This window comes from Psychrobacter sp. UBA5136 (assembly GCF_002414005.1).
GTDB lineage: Bacteria > Pseudomonadota > Gammaproteobacteria > Pseudomonadales > Moraxellaceae > Psychrobacter.
The window spans coordinates 40,161-58,891 of record NZ_DHYG01000001.1 but is presented as its reverse complement, the minus strand read 5'-3'; the positions used below and the strand labels follow the sequence as shown (position 1 = coordinate 58,891).

The 18,731-nt window shown below is 43.8% G+C and carries 18 protein-coding genes; 5 read left to right on the top strand and 13 right to left on the bottom strand.

Features of this window, described 5'->3' with window-relative positions; genetic code table 11:
* Window positions 1-223 precede the first annotated feature (223 nt).
* Window positions 224-1,150 carry a 23S rRNA pseudouridine(2605) synthase RluB gene (gene rluB / locus B4240_RS00245; protein WP_296236189.1) on the top strand — a complete coding sequence of 309 codons (927 nt, stop codon included), beginning with the start codon at window positions 224-226 and terminating at the stop codon, window positions 1,148-1,150.
* Window positions 1,151-1,249: 99 nt separating this feature from the next.
* Here the strand turns inward: rluB and B4240_RS00240 are convergent, their stop codons facing one another.
* From B4240_RS00240 to B4240_RS00230, 3 genes are all read right to left on the bottom strand, one after another.
* Window positions 1,250-1,819, bottom strand: a complete 570-nt coding sequence (locus B4240_RS00240) for a hypothetical protein (RefSeq protein WP_296236187.1) — start codon at window positions 1,817-1,819, stop codon at window positions 1,250-1,252.
* Between the two features lie 71 nt (window positions 1,820-1,890).
* Window positions 1,891-2,544: a hypothetical protein gene (locus tag B4240_RS00235; protein WP_296236185.1), complete on the bottom strand. Its 654-nt coding sequence runs from the start codon at window positions 2,542-2,544 to the stop codon at window positions 1,891-1,893.
* Between the two features lie 235 nt (window positions 2,545-2,779).
* Window positions 2,780-3,550, bottom strand: coding sequence for a hypothetical protein (locus tag B4240_RS00230; protein WP_296236183.1), 771 nt, complete (start codon window positions 3,548-3,550; stop codon window positions 2,780-2,782).
* A 193-nt stretch (window positions 3,551-3,743) separates the two neighbouring features.
* Between B4240_RS00230 and B4240_RS00225 the strand changes: the two genes are divergently transcribed.
* Window positions 3,744-4,346, top strand: a complete 603-nt coding sequence (locus B4240_RS00225) for a LysE/ArgO family amino acid transporter (RefSeq protein ID WP_296236182.1) — start codon at window positions 3,744-3,746, stop codon at window positions 4,344-4,346.
* Between the two features lie 85 nt (window positions 4,347-4,431).
* Here B4240_RS00225 and B4240_RS00220 read toward each other — a convergent pair whose 3' ends face one another.
* The 4 genes from B4240_RS00220 to B4240_RS00205 all read right to left on the bottom strand — a co-directional run bounded on the left by B4240_RS00220 (window position 4,432) and on the right by B4240_RS00205 (window position 9,169).
* Entirely contained in the window at window positions 4,432-5,814 is a 1,383-nt protein-coding gene (locus B4240_RS00220; protein WP_296236181.1) for an NAD(P)-binding domain-containing protein, read from the bottom strand.
* Between the two features lie 335 nt (window positions 5,815-6,149).
* On the bottom strand, window positions 6,150-6,791 hold the full coding sequence (locus tag B4240_RS00215; protein WP_296236180.1) for a MarC family protein: 642 nt from the start codon (window positions 6,789-6,791) through the stop codon (window positions 6,150-6,152).
* A gap of 280 nt (window positions 6,792-7,071) precedes the next feature.
* Window positions 7,072-7,932, bottom strand: coding sequence for a carboxylating nicotinate-nucleotide diphosphorylase (gene nadC, locus B4240_RS00210; RefSeq protein ID WP_296236179.1), 861 nt, complete (start codon window positions 7,930-7,932; stop codon window positions 7,072-7,074).
* A gap of 202 nt (window positions 7,933-8,134) precedes the next feature.
* Window positions 8,135-9,169 carry an NUDIX hydrolase gene (locus B4240_RS00205; protein WP_296236178.1) on the bottom strand — a complete coding sequence of 345 codons (1,035 nt, stop codon included), beginning with the start codon at window positions 9,167-9,169 and terminating at the stop codon, window positions 8,135-8,137.
* Between the two features lie 318 nt (window positions 9,170-9,487).
* On the opposite strand from B4240_RS00205, the gene nadA reads away from it, so the two are divergent.
* From nadA to B4240_RS00190, 3 genes are all read left to right on the top strand, one after another.
* Window positions 9,488-10,627, top strand: coding sequence for a quinolinate synthase NadA (gene nadA / locus B4240_RS00200; protein WP_296236176.1), 1,140 nt, complete (start codon window positions 9,488-9,490; stop codon window positions 10,625-10,627).
* Between the two features lies 1 nt (window position 10,628).
* Complete coding sequence (nadB, locus tag B4240_RS00195; RefSeq protein ID WP_296236174.1) at window positions 10,629-12,515, top strand: L-aspartate oxidase; 1,887 nt, start codon at window positions 10,629-10,631, stop codon at window positions 12,513-12,515.
* A 169-nt stretch (window positions 12,516-12,684) separates the two neighbouring features.
* Window positions 12,685-13,596 (top strand): lysine exporter LysO family protein, encoded by a 912-nt coding sequence (locus tag B4240_RS00190; protein ID WP_296236173.1) that lies wholly within the window; start codon window positions 12,685-12,687, stop codon window positions 13,594-13,596.
* A 36-nt stretch (window positions 13,597-13,632) separates the two neighbouring features.
* Here B4240_RS00190 and B4240_RS00185 read toward each other — a convergent pair whose 3' ends face one another.
* The 6 genes from B4240_RS00185 to B4240_RS00165 all read right to left on the bottom strand — a co-directional run bounded on the left by B4240_RS00185 (window position 13,633) and on the right by B4240_RS00165 (window position 18,325).
* Window positions 13,633-14,322, bottom strand: a complete 690-nt coding sequence (locus B4240_RS00185; RefSeq protein WP_296236172.1) for an OmpA family protein — start codon at window positions 14,320-14,322, stop codon at window positions 13,633-13,635.
* A gap of 52 nt (window positions 14,323-14,374) precedes the next feature.
* Window positions 14,375-14,977, bottom strand: a complete 603-nt coding sequence (locus B4240_RS00180) for an OmpA family protein (RefSeq protein ID WP_296236171.1) — start codon at window positions 14,975-14,977, stop codon at window positions 14,375-14,377.
* Between the two features lie 66 nt (window positions 14,978-15,043).
* Window positions 15,044-15,244, bottom strand: coding sequence for a hypothetical protein (locus B4240_RS11570; RefSeq protein WP_414707051.1), 201 nt, complete (start codon window positions 15,242-15,244; stop codon window positions 15,044-15,046).
* A gap of 49 nt (window positions 15,245-15,293) precedes the next feature.
* Window positions 15,294-15,674 (bottom strand): hypothetical protein, encoded by a 381-nt coding sequence (locus B4240_RS00175; RefSeq protein ID WP_296236170.1) that lies wholly within the window; start codon window positions 15,672-15,674, stop codon window positions 15,294-15,296.
* Between the two features lie 27 nt (window positions 15,675-15,701).
* A complete protein-coding gene (locus tag B4240_RS00170; protein ID WP_296236168.1) occupies window positions 15,702-16,979 on the bottom strand; it encodes an FAD-dependent monooxygenase in 1,278 nt (425 codons plus the stop codon).
* Window positions 16,980-17,077: 98 nt separating this feature from the next.
* Window positions 17,078-18,325: an FAD-dependent monooxygenase gene (locus B4240_RS00165; protein ID WP_296236196.1), complete on the bottom strand. Its 1,248-nt coding sequence runs from the start codon at window positions 18,323-18,325 to the stop codon at window positions 17,078-17,080.
* Between the last annotated feature and the right edge of the window lie 406 nt (window positions 18,326-18,731).

The window sequence follows — 18,731 nt, the reverse complement described above, 5'->3', positions numbered from 1 at the left end:
TAATTGATGACACGCCCTAGATAAGAGTAACAATCTATTTATATTTACTTTTCGTCAGATATATCAATCTCAATTGAACACATAACCACGTAATAAAGCCTAACTTATCAATAATGTAAGCCTTAAAAGCTAATCTTAAACATAACTTCGATAAATAGCGTATAATACTGGGTCCATATTAATACATTGAGAAATGTAAACCCACCGAAACAAGGATATCGTTATGAAAGATGAAAAACTGCAAAAAGCCCTCGCCCGCATGGGACTTGGCTCACGTCGTCAGATGGAAGAAGTGATTAAAGCAGGGCGTGTGACCGTTAATAATGGACCCGCAACCATCGGCGACCGCGTTGAACAAGGCGATGAGATTCGTGTTGACGGTCGTCAGATTAAATATACCGCCGAAAATGAAAAGCGCCGCCGTGTTTTAGCCTATTACAAGCCCGAAGGCGAAGTTTGCTCGGCTAATGATCCAGAAGGTCGCCCAACGGTTTTTGAGCGTTTACCAAAACTGTCTCATGATCGCTGGGTTATGGTTGGGCGCTTGGATATTAACTCGACTGGTTTGTTATTATTTACCAATGATGGCGAGATGGCGCACCGTTTGATGCATCCGTCTAGCGAAGTCACCCGTGAATATGCCGTACGTGTACTTGGTGAAGTAACCTCAGACATCGCTCGTACATTAACGTCTGGCGTCATGTTAGAAGATGGTATGGCACAGTTTGAAGATATCAAAGAAGGCGGCGGTGAAGGTGTCAATAAATGGTATCACGTTAGACTAAAAGAAGGTCGTAATCGTGAAGTGCGCCGATTGTTTGAATCGCAAGGTCTTAAAGTTAGCCGTCTATTACGTACGCGTTACGGGTCGATTGCGCTGCCAAAAGAGCTACGTACTGGTCGCTTCTTAGAGCTCGACAAAAAAGACATCAATACCTTAACCGATTTGGTCAGCTTACGACCGCGTCACGGTACTGGATTGCACGGTGCAGCCAAGGAAAAACAAGAACGTATCAAAAGCAAACCGCTTAAAGCGCGCCGTGTTGACAGTCGTAGCGATAGCCGTCCTAGCAGTGCCAAACCTAAAAGCGGTGGCAGTCCTGCTAGTCTCGGTTCACGTAATACCCGCGATCGTAACAACAAGCGTTAATTTATTAGGGATTAATCCTAGCAGATAAAAAAGCGGTCAATGCCTGATTCATTGACCGCTTTTTTTATGCGTTTTTTAAGAGTATTACTCACTTTAGGCTTAGTCGTCATGACTATGAATATAATTTTTCATCACTTTTAATTCTTGTAGATGTTGCTCTTCCATTCGCTCTAATAACCCATCCAAACGCTGCTCAATGCTGTCCAACACCTCTTGTAACAGCCTACCCGCCTCAGTCTGCTTCTGTCCACTTTTAGTATGGTTGCTTACATGGTTGCTTACATTGATATTTGCTAAATGATAATGACTGGCTAACATTTCAGGTAAGCGGATATGCAGCATTTTATGTAAGACAAATTGCTGCTCGTTAATAGCTGAAGTTACATTTTGCGCTTCTAACTCGTTTTGGTAGTTATGATAGTTTGCTACCTTTTTATCAATGTGCTGTAATTGGCGCAGTTGCTTATCCGATAAAGCTCCTAGATGTTTTTTATTCAAATCTAGCTGTTGCCAATTGAGAGAAGTTAACAACAGGGGCGCATTACTATCTTGATAGGTCAGCACGCCTGGAGTAATGCCAACCATTCTATGCAATGCGTGCCAGCCCTTTCTACCCAAATAAAAGACGCTGACAGTAGCAACCACACCAACGCCTATTAATATACTCATGTTACTTTACTCTTCTTTAAACCTATTTCAGCATAAACATTTAGACTTGGAATATTATTAACATCTCTCATTTATAGCTTAATATTTTTTACATCAGTTTCTTTATTAGCTGGATTTTCAATTGCTTGGACTTCAACCGCGCTATTATCAATTTGTTGTAGTCTAGAATTGCTAGTTGGATTACTAAAACGCTGCTGCAAATATCGATTGGTCGCCAGTAGTTTTTGTCCATCTTGATGATAGGACGCATTCAGCAAGTCATCAAATTGGGTATTAATCGTCCTAAGCACTTCTAATAGTGCCTCTTTGCCCGTGACATCAGAGTGCTTAATTTTCGTGGTATCAGCAAGGGCGCCGTTCCCAACATCTAAGTCATGCAAGCGGCGATAATCCGCTAACGCTAGTGGCACATGCCTATCCATTAGATTTTGAATCATAACGTAGGTTTCATTGACGGTATCTTTATCATCAATTTTGCCATCGTTATTGGTATCACCATAAATGACTCGCAGCTTCTCGCCCTTGTCATTGATTTGATCGAGCGCTGTTTTGACCTCAACTGGCAAGCTTTTTTCAGGTATATAACCCAATTGCGGCATCGCTTTATACTCAAGCATTTTGGGCGCCGTGATTTTTTTGATACCACGATATCCAAGGTACAACCCAGCTGCTGGCAGCACGCCATATAAAATAAACATCACGAACATCGCAGTCAGTTGGGTCATTTGGGTATCCTTGTTGTTTAGTAAAAATGCTTAGCAAAAATATTTGGCAGACGCGGTTGGCGAATCTATTGTTGTTTTTGATAATACCTAATCATTATTATTAAACAAAAAAATAAGGCTGTATTAAAGCCTTATATTGTTATGTATTGAACCGATTGTGTTTATAGTTATTTTCAAACAAAACAGAAACATGAAATTTTTACGCGACACTGGAATAGTCCTCGTTAAATTCAAGTTAGCTTTGGGTACGGCTTTTGACATAACGATGGGTGGACGCAAGACGATTCATCACCGTTTGATGTAATTCATCTAACAATTCATCAAGCTCGTAATCAATGTCTAAAAACAAATCCGTGAGCATATCGCCGGCGGTCATTTTCCCTTGCACGACATTGTTCTTTGTGCGATGCGGGCTAAAGCGTTGCAGCTGCTCATAGTGATGTAGCGCTTCAGGGATACTTTCGGACACCAGCTTATCAATAACAAACTGGCGCTCATTATGTTGCTGCTGTTGCTCGGCGTTGAGCTCGCTACTCCATTCACGGTAACGCTTTAGCTTACTATTAATCCGGTCTAATATGGCGACCGCTTCAATCGGCATGGCATTTAGGGTGGCTGCATCGACCACATCAACAAGCTCAGTCATAATCGGACAGCGTCCATGTTTAAGATACCATAAGGTATCTGGGTCAAAAGGAGGTCTATTGGTCGGGCGCATTTGGGCGCGATTGGCTAGATAGCGATCGGTCAATGGCGTCGGCGTGCGGATATCATTCACTTGTGCTAAGGCATCACAAATACGCTCGGTACGCTGCGGCTCGCTACGCGAAGAACTGGAAACTGAAGTATCCATGCTTTCTTGATTATCGCGACTATCGCCATGCTTATTTGCATTATTAGAAACTTCTTTAGCGGCAGCTTGCTGAGCATTTTTGGCAGCGATGGTTGGCAGGTCATCTTGGGCTTGCCCAAACGACTGTAGCATTCTTGTCAGACTTATGACCATGACCTACCCTGCTCCTCGCTTATTCTTTATTCATTGCTGACTAATATTGCTGAATAGTACTGATGACTTGGTAGCAGCTATTGCAGCAAACACATTGCATTTGATCATTTTATCCCTTATCTTAACAGCTTTTTCGGGCGCTGCCAGTAAGTAAAAGTCACCGTTTTGATTGTTAAAGGATAAGCCAATCATCATGAATTTCACCGATTATAGCGCGGGTTTTTTGCTTGGTTTATCCTTGATTATCGCCATTGGCTCACAAAACGCCTTTGTGCTCAAACAAGGGCTTAAACGCGAGCACATATTTTTCGTCTGCTTATTTTGCGCCGTCAGTGACGCGATTTTAATTTCTTCTGGGGTAGCAGGCTTTGGCGCGGTCACAGCGCACTATCCACAAGTTGTGAACATCGCTAAAATTGCTGGCGTCGTATTCTTGCTAGGCTACGGATTACAAAGCTTATATGCTAGCGTACGTCTATCACATGCACTCACTGTCGATGGTCAAGTGGTCACCAGTTTAAAAAAAGCCCTGCTATTATGCTTTGGCTTTACTTGGCTCAACCCGCACGTCTATCTAGATACATTGGTGCTGGTCGGCATGGTTTCAACCGGTGCCAGTAGTAAATTGGCCTTTACAGTCGGCGCGGTCAGTGCATCGTTCTTTTTCTTTTTTGCATTAGGTTATGGCGCGCGCCTGCTCAGACCTTTATTTGCCAAACCAAAAGCTTGGAATATATTGGACGCTTTGGTAGGGTTTTTAATGCTGTATTTGGCTTGGCATTTATACCAAAGCTAACAGCTTGTTTAGTTTATTAACGCTAAAAATGAAAAAACCAAATACGCTATGAAACGTATTTGGTTTTGTATTTATCAGGTTAGACTCAAGAAACTTTTTTGCGCTTTTTAGGTTTAACAAAGGTTAAGTTTAAAAAGTGCTCAAGCGAATCATCGAGAATGTCTAACCATGGCTCCGGCAATTTAGGTGCCATTGTGCCCGTTAAAGTAGAACTATAAGCCTTTTCTCGAAAGGTCATGATGTTCTCGGCTTTGTCCTTTTGCCATTCTTTTAAAATCTCACCCTGCTTTTCAACAGCAAATTCTGGATAATCGGTGGCATTGGTCAAATCGCGAATATAAGCGGCTTGAAAGTCAATTGAATCACTGACCGTCACACATTTGGCATACGTTGCGAGCCATTTTTGCTCGTCTGCTTCACGCGCTGCCAAATCAGGCAATTCGATATCACCCATTATCACATCACGTGCATACCACGCTTGCGCATCAAACATATTAAAGGTGAAATACTGGTCTTGCATGCCCAAATAAATCAGCTTTGGATTTGGCTGCCAAAAGATACCTTTGTACAAGTTGGCTGGATACAAGCAGTTGTGCGTCTGCAAACGTAGCTCATCTGGCATAAACGGGAAATGAAATAAATAACCGGTGCACATGATAATAGCGTCAAACTTTTGGCTCGTACCATCGGCAAAGTGCGCGACATCGTCTTCAAAATGCGTCACTAATGGCACTTCTTTAATACCTTCTGGCCACTCATAACCAAGCGGTTGACTACGATAGCTGATGGTCACAGATTTGGTGCCATATTTGTAGCACTGGGTACCAATATCTTCGGCAGAATAGCTACTACCTACTAATAAGATATCTTCATCTTTAAATTCTAGCGCATCGCGGAAATCATGCGCGTGCAGGATACGACCTGGGAAAGCCTCTAAACCTTCAAAATACGGCATATTTGGCGTAGAGAAATGACCAGTCGCTACCACCACATAATCAAACTCTTCGACTTCTTGCTCATCGGTTTTATGGTTCATCACCGTCACGGTGAATTTTTGCGTGTCATCATCAAACGACACCCAGCGCACAGGGCATTCAAATCGAATATATTTTTGGATATCTTGTTTATCGATACGCCCCATGATGTAGTCTTTTAGGACTTCGCGCGGCGGATACGATGGGATGGCTTCACCAAAATGCTCATCAAACGAATAATCGGCAAACTCTAAGCATTCTTTGGGACCATTTGACCATAAATAGCGGTACATACTGCCGTGAACGGGTTCGCCGTTTCTATCTAAACCCGTACGCCAACTGTAATTCCACATACCGCCGATAGCGTTTTGCTTTTCATAACATACGATTTCAGGTAAGTCTTTTATCCCGGCTAAACGAGCCGCTTCAAAGGCACGTAACTGTGCTAAACCACTTGGACCTGCACCTAAAATTGCAATTCTTTTCTTACTCAAAACTGACTCCTATAATATTGTTGTACCCCTATCATAACATATTTGTATGGATGACGTTTTTAATGCAGATTTTTGGTGATTAATTGGAATTCGCATAATGATTAGCAAGATATGGAAAGGTGTTACTAAACAACCTTTTGGAATAAGTATTAGTATTTTTTATCAAATAGGCAGGTTTGACTACTTTAGGAAGTTTTAGACTTTAGCCTAATAATAAAAAGACCATGTTTTTTTACACGGTCTAAAAAGATACGGATGTATTTTAAAAGAGAAGAGCGTAAAAAAGACAGGTAAGGGCCATTAGAGAAGTAAGTGGCAAACAAGCAAGGTGATAATTACACTAAATCAGGAAATAAGGTACGTAGTCCATTAACGATAATCTCAATAGAAACTGCTGCAAGCAACATACCCATGATACGACTCATGATATTGAGCCCTGTATCGCCCAATAACCGACTGATACGGCCTGCTGCCATTAGCGCCAAATAACAAAATAAGCTGATAAATAAACCAGCAATCAAAATGGCCGAAACTTGCAAAATACCAGTGACCTGTGATGAATAGATAATCACCGTCGAGATACCGCCGGGTCCAATCATCATGGGAATCGCAATAGGAACTACGGCAGCTGCCATCGTCGGCGGCGCGCCGTGCAGATGGTCAACATCGAAGTTTTCTTGATCAGGCTTAACCGGGTTGCCTTCACCGTTCATCATATTTAAGGCGATTAAAAATACCAAAATACCACCTGCCAGCTGGAACGAACCAATCGAGATACCCAACGCTTTTAGGAGCGTTTCACCTGCTAAGGTAAAAAAGCTGATGGTAATAAAAATCGTTAGACAAGCGACGCGCGCCACTTTACGGCGGTTATTTAGCGAGTAGCCGTGAGTTGAATCCAGAAACAACGTCAAGGCGCCAAAAGGATTAATCAGTACCATAAAGGCTAAGATTATCTTGATAATTTCAGTATCCACTGAGCGCTCGCTTATCTATTGGTCAAATCAGGCAAAAGATAAGGTCGCTATGCACAAGTACAGGCACAGGCACAGGCAAAGACGACCTTATAATCGGTAGCAGCGGCATTGTAGCATAGGCAGATAAGTCTATTAAATCATTAACTTCGCTTAATTTGCCGTCCTTACCAATTCAATAGCATATCCGTACAAATCTGCCCTTTTAATCACCTATTTAACCGATACCTATGCCATAAAATTAATCAAAAGCTTTAGCATCGATGTAGACCAACCGTTAATCTTAAGCATTAAAATCGAGACCAATATCTAATGCTGTGGTACTGTGCGTTAAATAACCCATGGCAATGAAATCAACGCCCGTTTTTGCAACAGCTTGCACGGTTTCAGGGGTGATACCACCTGAAGCTTCAGTTTTGGCGCGACCTTTACACATGGCGACCGCCTGCGACAATATCTCAGGTGCCATATTATCTAACAGTACCAAAGTCACGCCAGCATCTAGCGCTTGCTCTAACTGATCCAAGGTATCGACTTCGACTTCTATCGGAATGAGATGCCCGGCAAAGTCTTGCGCTTGCTGAATGGCAGTTTTGATGTCACCAGCGATAGCAATATGATTGTCTTTGATTAAAATTGCATCATCTAATCCTAGACGATGATTGCGCCCGCCGCCGCAGCGTACTGCGTATTTTTGCACAATACGCAAACCAGGAATGGTTTTACGCGTACAGGTGATTTGCGCTGGGTATTCTGCCACACTATCGACAATTTTTTTGGTGTCTGTCGCAATCCCACTGAGATGGGTCATAAAGTTAAGCGCGGTACGCTCTGCGGTTAGTAAATTTCGCGCGTTACCTCGGACTGTCGCCAGTACCGTACCCGCTTCGACCGTTGCACCGTCATTGACCTTGGCAATAAACTCGATTTGCTCGTCAATCAAAGCAAAAGACAAACGCGCTAAATCCATCCCACATATTACGCCCGCTTGCCGCGCCTTAATCTGTAGTTGCGCTTGCATATCTGCTGGGATAGTCGCTTGTGAAGTCACATCACCGCGCCTGCCCAAATCTTCCGTTAACGCCGCTTCCACCAAAGGTTTAAGCAATACTTCAGCCAATGCTGGCTCTTGTTTAACTGTCATATTTGACCCTTATTTTGCCTGATATTTATATGCGTTCGATACACTTAATAAAACATCTTTAATTAAACTCAAAATGAGCATAAATATAGCGCAAAGTACAAAGCCTCGCAAGAAAAGGGTGCAAATTAATAAAATCAACCAATCTGATTTAGCTTTAATATGAGTATTTAGCGTCAGTATAGGAAGGCTTATGCAGTTGATGCTATTTTCGTTTAGGCAATTTACTATCCATGAGTAGGCTTTGTAGCTCAATATCATGGCGGAAGCGATAAAGCTTGGCAGGGCGACCGCGCTGAGCGCTACTACTCTGCCCTGTCTCCATGACGAGTTTTTGTGAATCTAGCAAACGACGGAAGTTTTGCTTATGTAAAGGTACGCCTGATAACGCTTCAACGCTTTGTTGCAGCTGCGATAAGGTAAACACGTCCGGCATCAAACCAAAGATAAGCGGTCGATATTCGATTTTTGCCCGCAGCCTTGAGATCGCAGTGGCAATCACGCGGCGATGGTCGTAATACATCGGTACGCCGATTAACTGCGACCAATTTGTAGGCAACTTCACTTGGTAACTTGGCGGATAAGTCGGCGCTTCAGGGATTAACCCTGCTTCATAAAGCATCTCATAACGCAGCAAGACATGCTCGGCCACCCATTCTCTATTTTCATAAGCTTTATCAGCATTTAATGCCTTGTCCATATCTTTGAAACTATCAACTTGTAAAGTTTCCTCACTGATTCCCCAGCATAAACCAATACGCTGACGGCGGCGCTGCTGCACGACCAATTCTGCTGCGCTATCTGCCCAGCTTAATAACGCCGGCACAATATGATTCATAATCATACTTGGCATACCATCTAAGTGATTTTCCCACGGAAAATAATCGTACCAATCACGCCATAATGCTTGGCTTGGCAGCTCCTGCATTTGCGCTTCTTGCACCAAGCCTAGGTAGCTCACATAGACAAGCGCATGGCCATCGACATTGCGTCTATTGGTATCGACAAAGGTATAAAGCTGCTCTAAATAACCAAGTGGCTGCTGCGTTTGCTCCTCGACCCATTGGCGTACGCCCGCTTGCAAGGAGCGATGTAATGGCATCAATGGCCCGTTGGGCAAGAGCTTGCCTTGATCAACCGTTAAAACGCGCGCGGTGTGCTCAGTAATCGCTACCAGCACGGCGACCACTTCTGTGGTGCCGCTACCTTGTTGATGCGAATGCGAATAAGACAACGTCATGGCTTTAAAGGTTTCCTTTATGTTTAAACGTAAAATGAGAGTTTTAAAATGAAGTGTTTCTGACCACGCTTAGTATAGCGTGAATCGAAAACTATCATAGCCTGCCGTTGTAAATAGACATTATTAAAGGCCATAAAAAAGATAGTCTGCAAAGTAAGTTTTGACGAATTATGTATCATTTTACAAGCAGATTATAAAAAATACTTGTATTTATGCTCAAAATGAGCATAATTATTAAAAATTGTTATTTAACCATATTTAACTGACTCACTTTTAGCGGCTATTGGTTTGCCGTTATCGCAGCAAAGGTTTGCACTTATGAAAACTTATCCATACGACGCGCCCATCATGAGCACTGATAATCGCATTGCCACTCAGATGAATATCGAATACGCCAAAGCGAAAATACCTGCGGATTTGCCACGTGAGAAACGACTTGCCGTTGAAGAAAATATTAAGCAATTGCTAAAAGAACATAATGCAGTATTGGTTGCCCATTACTATGTCGACCCTTTTATCCAAGATTTGGCCTTGGCAACCGGCGGCTGCGTTGGCGATTCGCTAGAGATGGCGCGCTTTGGACAAGCGCACAGTGCGCAAACCTTGGTCGTCGCTGGCGTCCGCTTTATGGGCGAGTCGGCGAAAATACTCAGTATGGAGAAAACAGTACTGATGCCAGACTTGGAAGCCGAGTGCTCGCTCGATTTGGGTTGCCCTGCTGATGAGTTTTCCGCATTTTGTGATGCCAATCCTGAGCGTACGGTAGTGGTTTATGCCAATACCAGCGCTGCTGTGAAAGCCCGTGCTGATTGGGTCGTAACTTCTTCGGTTGGTATCGATATCGTCCGACATTTGCATGCGAATGGTGAAAAAATTATTTGGGGTCCTGACCGTCACTTGGGTAAATACATCGCGCAAGAGACTGGCGCCGATATGTTGCTTTGGCAAGGGTCTTGCTTGGTCCATAATGAATTTAAAGCTACTGAGCTGATGCAATTAAAAGAGGAGCACCCAAACGCCAAAGTATTGGTACATCCTGAGTCGCCTGATAGCGTCGTAGCGCTGGCCGATGTGGTCGGCTCGACCAGTAAGCTATTGCAATCAACGTATGAGATGGATGCCGATACCTTTATCGTCGCTACCGATTTGGGCATCCTACACGAGATGCAAAAGCGCTCGCCAAACAAGCGCTTTTTAGCTGCGCCAACGGCTGGTGAAAGCGCCAGTTGTAAGAGTTGTGCATTTTGTCCATGGATGGCAATGAATGGTCTAAAAGGGATTGAACAGTGCTTGACTAATCGTAGCGGTGAAGTACTCATGACGCCTGAGCTGGCAGCAGCAGCTAGAAAACCTTTACAACGCATGCTTGATTTTGCTGAAGCGCAAAAGCAACGGGTGGCCGCGAGCGGTGACATTGTCAAAGACCGCGAATTATTTGCTAATGTTGGAGCGGCGTAATATGAACGAGGCATGCTCAGCGGATAAGGTAACTTCAAATAATGCTGAGGATACTGTCCAGACAGACGTCCTTATCATTGGTGCTGGCCTTGCCGGTTTAAGTACTGCTCTTGCCTTGCCGAAATCGCTAAACATTACGGTACTCAGCAAAGCGGCACTGGATGTTTGCTCAAGCCATTATGCTCAAGGTGGAATTGCAGCCAGTCTAGATAAGAATGACCGTGTCGCTGACCATATCGCTGATACACTCATTGCTGGCGCAGGCTTATGCGAAGCTGACAATACCACCCGTATTTTAAGTGCCGGACAGCAAGCGGTGCAATGGCTGTGCGAGCAAGGTGTACCCTTTACCCTGATTCCTAAGCAGGAGAGACAGCAGCATGATAATGCAAATCCTTTAGCGGCATTACAGACCAGTAATTTGCATTTAACCAAAGAAGGCGGTCATGGCTGTCGGCGGGTTGCCCACGCTGATGATGCAACTGGTCGCCACGTGATGGAGGCTTTAACAATAAAGGTAAAAGCAGCAAGCAACATTAATGTGCTACCGTTTCATGAAGCGTTGAGCCTTTTAAAAAACAATGATAATCAATGCCAAGGTGCGCTTGTTTTTGATCACCTCAATCAACGTAAACTCACCTTTCATAGTCGCGCTGTCGTCCTAGCAAGTGGTGGCTTGGGGCAACTGTTTAAGCGTACCAGCGCGCCGAACGTTTGTGTTGGCGATGGTGTGATGATGGCATGGCAAGCGGGTTGCCGTTTGGCAAATCTAGAGTTTATCCAATTTCATCCAACTGGTTTGGCATTTGGCGATAGTAGCTTTTTGATATCTGAAGCACTACGCGGCGAAGGCGGACGTTTATATTGTCCACAAACTGGCAAGCGTTTCATGCTTGATGTTGATAAACGTGCAGAACTGGCGCCGCGAGATATTGTTGCCCGTGCCATCGCTGAGCAGATTAATCAAAATGGGCTTGGTTATGTCAATCTTGACGTCAGTCATTTGCCAGCGGAGTTTTTGCGCGAGCATTTTCCGCAGATTTGTCAAACCCTATTCGAGCTTGGCATTGATATCACAAAACAACCTATTCCCGTTGCGCCGACCGCTCATTATAGCTGCGGCGGTGTGGTGACAGATGCCAATGGCGTAACCGATGTGGTAGGACTTTATGCGGCGGGTGAAGTCGCTTATACAGGTCTGCATGGTGCCAATCGCTTAGCGAGTAATTCACTTTTAGAGTGCGTGGTGGTTGGGCGCAATATCGCTTCTGACTTACCGCGCTATTTAGCAGCTTTAGATAAAACAGATAAAACGGCAAATACTAATAATTTAAAATCGTTAGCTGCTGATATTTGGTCAGCACCAACGCTTAAAAACACTCAAACGATTACCTTACCTAGCACTACTCTGCCTTTGTTTGACGCTTATCAACACAGCACGACGAAAAGCGCTCTAAATATTGTTACTAAAGGTACTGATATTAACGAAGTAACGGCACAGCTAAAAACACTGATGACCAATAACATGGGTATCACCCGTAGTGCTGAGCAGCTAGAAAAAGCCCTCATACGAATTCAGCAATGGCAACAGAGCATTGGTTTTGCTAAATCTAAGTATTCTTCTACAATTAATGAGAGTATGCCTACTAGCTTAAATGAGCTTCCCTACTTTCAATTAGCAAGACAATTACAATTAGCGACGTTGGTTATTCAATCTGCTTATCAGCGTCATGAGAGCCGCGGTGGCCATTACCGAAAAGACTATCCTAACTTAACGAGCACACCTCGGACCAGTGTGATTGAACCATTATCAAAGCAGCCTAGCAGTCAAATTACTTGTTTAAATACTTTTATGATAAATAATGAGGCAATAACGGAGGCCTCATAAGCAGCTTTGTCATGCAATAATATGGCGAATATGACTTCGGTTTTAGTATTGGTTTTCCAGCATTTACGCGGTGATATGATACAATCTCCAGCTTCCTAAAAAGACCTTGTTAAAAGTGCCTTCTTGAAACTGCCTTGATAAAAATCATAAAAGCTGCGAGCCCATCACCATGCAAAGCCTGATTACTCTTGTTTTGGTATTAATGCCGATGTTTATTGGCTTTGCCATTCCCTCAAACCCAACCATGACTAAGCTTGCCGATAAAAGCTTGTCTTATTTGGTCTTTATCATCTTAGGTTTGATTGGTATTGAGCTGTCGCAAGTGGAAGGGCTTGGCAGTCAAATAGGTGAAATTGCGCTATATGTCACTATATTGTCGATACTAACGATTGGTACCGGCTTATTTGCCTTGATGCTGTTTGACCGTCTGCGTCCATGGCATGCCAAAAAACCTAGCGTCAAATCTAAAGAGCACCGCGTCAGTATTCGCGGCAGCCTAGCACAAGTATTTTGCGTGGTGATTGGCTTTGTCATTGGCTATTTCTTGCCAGCCGATTACATGCCGCCTGAAAACACCATGACAGTCATGCTCATGATATTAATCTTACTGGTCGGTATTGGCCTAAAAGGCTCGGGCATTACTTTAAAAGAGGTGTTACTTAATCAGCGTGGTGTGGAGATGAGTATCATTTTTACGCTAGCTGTACTGGTCGGCGGGCTTATCTTTGCGCTGATGTTTAGCGATGTCTCTTGGACTAAGGGAATGGCATTGGCATCAGGTTTTGGGTGGTATTCGCTATCAGCAATTATCATGACCGATGCTTATGGCGCGGTTTGGGGCAGTGTGGCGCTATTTAATGACTTGGTACGTGAGTTCTTTGCGCTATTGTTTATTCCCGTCTTTATGCGTAAATATCCATCAGCAGCGGTAGGACTTGGCGGCGCGACCAGTTTAGACTTTACCCTGCCTATTATTCAACAATCTGGTGGCCTAAAAGTCGTGCCGCTGGCAATTAGTTTTGGTTTTATTATTAATATTGTCTCGCCAGTGCTGATGGTGTTGTTTTCGGCGTTGGGGTAAGGTTAAGTTTTAAAGGTTGATGAAAATCAGTCGTTATTATTCAAAGAGCTCACAGTGCTTGGCATACTTACCATAACTCTCTGTATAACTCGCGTATTTTAGATTCGATAAATCTTGGACTTGTCTACTTGCCTTAAGAACGACTCTTCTGTTTTTGGATTCGATCTGTTCAGGATCATCATAACTCAGATCTATATTGGTAGAAAGATACCGATCTAAGCAGTCATAAGTAGTAATACGGTCAGATGCGATACGATGTTCGGTTATAAGTCTGTTTTTAATAGTAAGTGCACGTTGGCGTGATAAGTTGTCATTGGTCTTTGATAATGCAAGCTCATTCGATGACAAATGCCCAAAAATAAAAACATTAGCATCTGGATATTCGTTAAGCTTTTCTTCAATTTTTGCAAACTCTTTATCATAGGTATTAATTAATCGACTACTCAGCGGTGCAAAAAATCCTCGTAATTCCATCTCTAGTGCCTCGCCTCCCTCAATTATTATTTGACAGCCTTTAGCATCAACTACTACGTTAGGTGGCGTGTCAGGGCACTCGTCTATATCTTCAAGCACTCCATCGCCGTCTGAATCCAAAATTGCCGGAACGACGGGCGCTACGATAGGCGCTTGCTGATTAGCCGTTACCGATTGCAGTGCAGTTTGACAAGCTGATAACGTAAAAACACTGCTAAAAATACTAATGGCTAAATACGCTTTTGGTGTCATGGTAAGGTCCTTCTTAATGATTACTTTGTCCTTTTAATAAAAATTACTTTTTTTATTTATCAGGTTCAGTCGCAAGCGCATACACTCGCCGATTAAGCATATTGCCTTCTTCAGTATCGGATGGCGCAATCGGTCTATTTGCCCCATACTCAATCGTCGTGATGCGCTCAGGAGCGAAGTTAAACTTTGAAATTAAATAGTTTTTAACATTATCAGCTCGAGCTTGCGCTAACGGATTGTGATTGTTTAAATCGGCGCTATCAACCTCTGTTCTTGAATTATGACCTTCAACCCATAGGATAGCGCCTTTGTACTCCTGCATTTTCATACCGACCTTATCCAGTTCATCTTGGTACTTCCGCAAAAGCTCACTACTGTCTTTGTCAAAAAAAGCACGATATTCCATTCTTAGACCTACCCCTATAGGCGCTAAAGGACAGCCTCTTTCATCGATGACTACATTCCACGGCGTAGCAGGACATTGGTCGATGTCATCAGGAACGCCATCGCCGTCTGAATCAATCGTTGCTTGCATCGTTCTGATGTTTTTATGTTGAGGTAACTCTTTAGACGGCGCAGTTATAGTAGTTTGGCAGCCAGCTAACGCTATAGATGTTGCTAGCAGCAATAAAGAGCTACATTTATTCATTCGCATGGTTACCCTCTCTGAATACCTTCAAAAACAATTTTTTGTTTATGTTGAGCTGACAGCTATTTATCATTAAAATTCAACGCAGATGCCGTCTTTTAAATTGATAGGATAGTCACTGTCAGGCTCAGTTAATAAACCATAAACCCGACGATTAAAAGCTCTGCCCTCCTCAGTATCATTAGGTGCAATGGGCGCTCTAGCGTCACAATTTAAAGTCGTTAAACGACTAGGCTCTATGCCGTGTTTTAATAAAAGATAGTTTTTAACCATCAGCGCTCTATTTTTAGCTAAAGTATTTGATTTAGCTATCGGATCACCATCATCTATCTTCTATACGCATCGTAGAAGTAGTATGCGTATTCATTATTTCACTAACTTTATCCAGTTCAGCTTGATATTTTGGAAGTAGCTCACTACTACCTTTGGCAAAAAAGGCACTATACTCGATTTTTAAACTCATGTCAGGTCCCATAATGAGGTGACAGCCTCTGTCATCCACTACTACATTACTTTCCATTTTTGTATTTGGACATTGATCGAATTCATCAGGCACGCCATCACCGTCGCTATCTACATTAACCACAACCGTTGGCATGTTGATAGTTTGACTTGTTTGCTTAGACAGGTCAGCAGTTTGACAACCTGTCAGTGCTAAAACGCCTGTCATCATCAGCGTTATTGTCCGTAATTTCACGTTCATACTTTACTCCTCCTTAAGTCTAAAACGCTAAACCCCACTCGCCTGCTTAGCAAACAAGCGCATCAATGGTTTAATTTTGCTCACGCGATACATGCCTTCATTACGAATTTGTTGGATAGGACGCAATTGAGCAAGCGAACCTGCAAACAGCCAGTTAAGCGCCGAAAAACTGTGCATCATCAAACTATTATGTGGACGGCGCAAACGCTCATAGCTACGCAAGGTTTGGTTCGTACCCCACAACTTATTGCCACTGCGCGCATAGTCATGGGTGAGTTGCTCACTTAATGCCTTCACATCAAGCATGCCCAAATTTAGCCCCTGGCCTGCCAGCGGATGCACACCATGCGCGGCATCACCGATTAAGACTAAATTATCGGCGACGTAGCTTTTTGCTTGCTGCGCGGCTAATGGAAAGCTGGCGATGGATTCAATCTCGCGGATAGCGCCCAGCTCATAATTACTAGCAGCCGCCAGTTTATCAGCGATGTAGCGCGGCGTTTCTTCCAACAATGCCAATGCTTGATTGCGTGGCAGTGTCCATACGATCGACTGCCAATGCTCTGGATTGGCTTTATCTTCATCGGTGATATCGGCTAACGGTAACAATGCCAATGTACCGGTCGGTAGCATGGCTTGACGGGCGGTTGCTCGGTGCGGCTTGTCGGTTTGAATGGCGCAGCAAATCGCGGTTTGGTTATAATCAAGCACATCGAGCTCAATACCTGCTTGCTTACGCACAAACGAGCCACGACCGTCAGCACCAACCAATAGACGCGCATTAATCACCGTGCCATCATCTAGCATCACACGGTAACCTTGTGCGCTGCCAAGCCAATCCATATTGATAACTTTGTGCCCATCGATAACGGTTAAATATTGACTGACATCAGATGCAGATAAACGCTGCCACAATGCATATTCGATAACGGCCGGCTCAACCATACTACCAAGCATTTTGGGTTCAGCGTTTTGATCACTGTCATCATTATTATCCTCACTATCACCGAATAATAGCTCGCCCATACCATTTAATTGCCACACCTGCATTTGGGTATAATCGGCTTTGCGCTCTGATGCCGCTATCTTTTGCCAAGCGCCCACGTCTTTGAGTAAGTTAATACTGGCAAGGCTTAAGGCATAAACGCGCGCATCCCGCTTGCCAAGCACCTTTTGCCAATCTGCCTCGCTACGTTTAGGGCGCGCATCAATAAGCGTCACTGGCATCTCAGCTTGTGCCAGTTTTAGCGCCAGGGTTGCACCGACGATACCGCCGCCGATAATGAGCGTATGGTTATTTTTCATAAAACATCCTTTGTCGCGTTATTCATGCTATCTGCCATATTGATGGGATTTAGCAAGCAGCTGAAATGTTGGATTTTATTTTTAAAGGCTGATAAATACTAAGATTTCAAGCCCATCGCATAATTGGCAATTAATGGTTTAATATTCGGTAATTTATCAAAGGCAACCAAGGCCACGTTACGTGCCAGCTTCACGGCTGGATTTGGATGCGTAAAGCCATGGACTACCGCATCACAGAAGCGAATGACGCGTTTTTGATCGGTTTGACGGGCTTTTTCATAGCGCTTTAGCAAAGTCGGATTACCGATATCCTCACCTTTTAGCATCTGCCGACTCATCATTTGCTCCAGTACATGGGCATCACGCATACATAGGTTAAACCCTTGTCCAGCGACCGGATGTAAGGTGTGAGCTGCATTGCCCATTATGACGCAGCGACCGTCAACTTGTTTATCTGCCAGTACCCGCGTTAATGGATAAGCGCCGCGGCGACCAGCTTTTTTAAACGTGCCAGCGCGCGCGCCAAAGGCTTGCTGCAAAGTTGCTAAGAAATGGGCATCGTCTTCTAAATATTGCGTTTCTTCCCCAGTTGGACAAACCCAAACTACCGAGCGTCTATAGCCTTTTTGATAGTCATCATTGCCGTCGCCTTCTGGATCGGTCAATGGCAACACCGCAAGCGGCCCTGCCGGACTAAAACGCTCAATAGCGATATGTTCATGCGGCTGATCGGTCTCTACCACCCCAACAATAGCGGTTTGCTTATAGTCATAAGTCGTAGTGCCGATATTTAATAACTGACGTACAGTAGAGTCGCGACCATCACAGGCAACCAAAACACTGGCCTGCAGTTGCTGCTCATGCTCTTCTTCACCATAATAGCTAAAGCTTAGCGTCACGCCATCGCTTTGTTGATCAACGGCTATCACATTGGCATTATCAATCAAAGTAATCAGCGGTTCTTGCTGAGCCGCGAGCAATAGCTTACGTCCAAGCCACGCGTTTTCCATCACTTGCCCAAATGACTCGACCTGCTCCTCAGCTTTATTTAATTGTGCGCGCCCAAAGCTACCTTGCTCACTAATCTGTACCGCATCAATTCGGCAAGCATGACTTTGTAGCTCATCCCATAGCCCAATCTCTTGATAAATCTGTACCGTGCGCCGTGACAGCGCGGTATTGCGGCTGTCTAAATAATGCGTGCGTTTAGCGTCGTCATTTGGACTGATGGTTGGATAGCTGTTTTTCTCTAGCAGAGTGCTAGCGATACCATGATGAGCAAGCAACAGCGCAAAAGACAAGCCGACATGGCCGCCGCCGGCGATAAGGACTTGCTGCTCAGTCATAGCCGCTTTATTAGCAAGACTGGCTTTAGCAGGATTGGTTATTGATAAAGTTGCTTCAGTATGTTGCATGGTTGTTATTCCTATTATTTCCCATTTAGCACGCGTTTAGACGCGAAGACTTTACATTCAAAAAATATTATTTTTCTAAAAAATACCTTGTTCTTCTACCTTTACAAACTTAGCTTTTACACCGCCATTATCTAAGCTCTAGATTACCACAAATCATTCATCATTCTGTGCTCCTGACCATAACCATAGTGGCTATTTAGTTTTGTTGCCGTTTTCGCTCTAAGGTGTATCATCTACAGTTGCAATCACCATACAAAAACAAAGCCCTGCCCGCCTGTAAATGGCTTGAATTTTAAATTCTATCTACCATAATGAAGACAGGGCATTTACTTATCAC

What these genes read in the sequence shown, in the direction of transcription:
- nadC (WP_296236179.1), bottom strand. Translation starts at nt 7,932, where the DNA reads ATGACAGTTAAACAAGAGCCAGCATTGGCTGAAGTATTGCTTAAACCT.
- B4240_RS00170 (WP_296236168.1), bottom strand. Translation starts at nt 16,979, where the DNA reads ATGAAAAATAACCATACGCTCATTATCGGCGGCGGTATCGTCGGTGCA.
- B4240_RS00165 (WP_296236196.1), bottom strand. Translation starts at nt 18,325, where the DNA reads ATGACTGAGCAGCAAGTCCTTATCGCCGGCGGCGGCCATGTCGGCTTG.
- B4240_RS00235 (WP_296236185.1), bottom strand. Translation starts at nt 2,544, where the DNA reads ATGACCCAACTGACTGCGATGTTCGTGATGTTTATTTTATATGGCGTG.
- nadB (WP_296236174.1), top strand. Translation starts at nt 10,629, where the DNA reads ATGAACGAGGCATGCTCAGCGGATAAGGTAACTTCAAATAATGCTGAG.
- B4240_RS00175 (WP_296236170.1), bottom strand. Translation starts at nt 15,674, where the DNA reads ATGAACGTGAAATTACGGACAATAACGCTGATGATGACAGGCGTTTTA.
- rluB (WP_296236189.1), top strand. Translation starts at nt 224, where the DNA reads ATGAAAGATGAAAAACTGCAAAAAGCCCTCGCCCGCATGGGACTTGGC.
- B4240_RS00240 (WP_296236187.1), bottom strand. Translation starts at nt 1,819, where the DNA reads ATGAGTATATTAATAGGCGTTGGTGTGGTTGCTACTGTCAGCGTCTTT.
- B4240_RS00180 (WP_296236171.1), bottom strand. Translation starts at nt 14,977, where the DNA reads ATGCGAATGAATAAATGTAGCTCTTTATTGCTGCTAGCAACATCTATA.
- B4240_RS11570 (WP_414707051.1), bottom strand. Translation starts at nt 15,244, where the DNA reads ATGGTTAAAAACTATCTTTTATTAAAACACGGCATAGAGCCTAGTCGT.
- B4240_RS00205 (WP_296236178.1), bottom strand. Translation starts at nt 9,169, where the DNA reads ATGACGTTGTCTTATTCGCATTCGCATCAACAAGGTAGCGGCACCACA.
- B4240_RS00230 (WP_296236183.1), bottom strand. Translation starts at nt 3,550, where the DNA reads ATGGTCATAAGTCTGACAAGAATGCTACAGTCGTTTGGGCAAGCCCAA.
- B4240_RS00225 (WP_296236182.1), top strand. Translation starts at nt 3,744, where the DNA reads ATGAATTTCACCGATTATAGCGCGGGTTTTTTGCTTGGTTTATCCTTG.
- B4240_RS00190 (WP_296236173.1), top strand. Translation starts at nt 12,685, where the DNA reads ATGCAAAGCCTGATTACTCTTGTTTTGGTATTAATGCCGATGTTTATT.
- nadA (WP_296236176.1), top strand. Translation starts at nt 9,488, where the DNA reads ATGAAAACTTATCCATACGACGCGCCCATCATGAGCACTGATAATCGC.
- B4240_RS00185 (WP_296236172.1), bottom strand. Translation starts at nt 14,322, where the DNA reads ATGACACCAAAAGCGTATTTAGCCATTAGTATTTTTAGCAGTGTTTTT.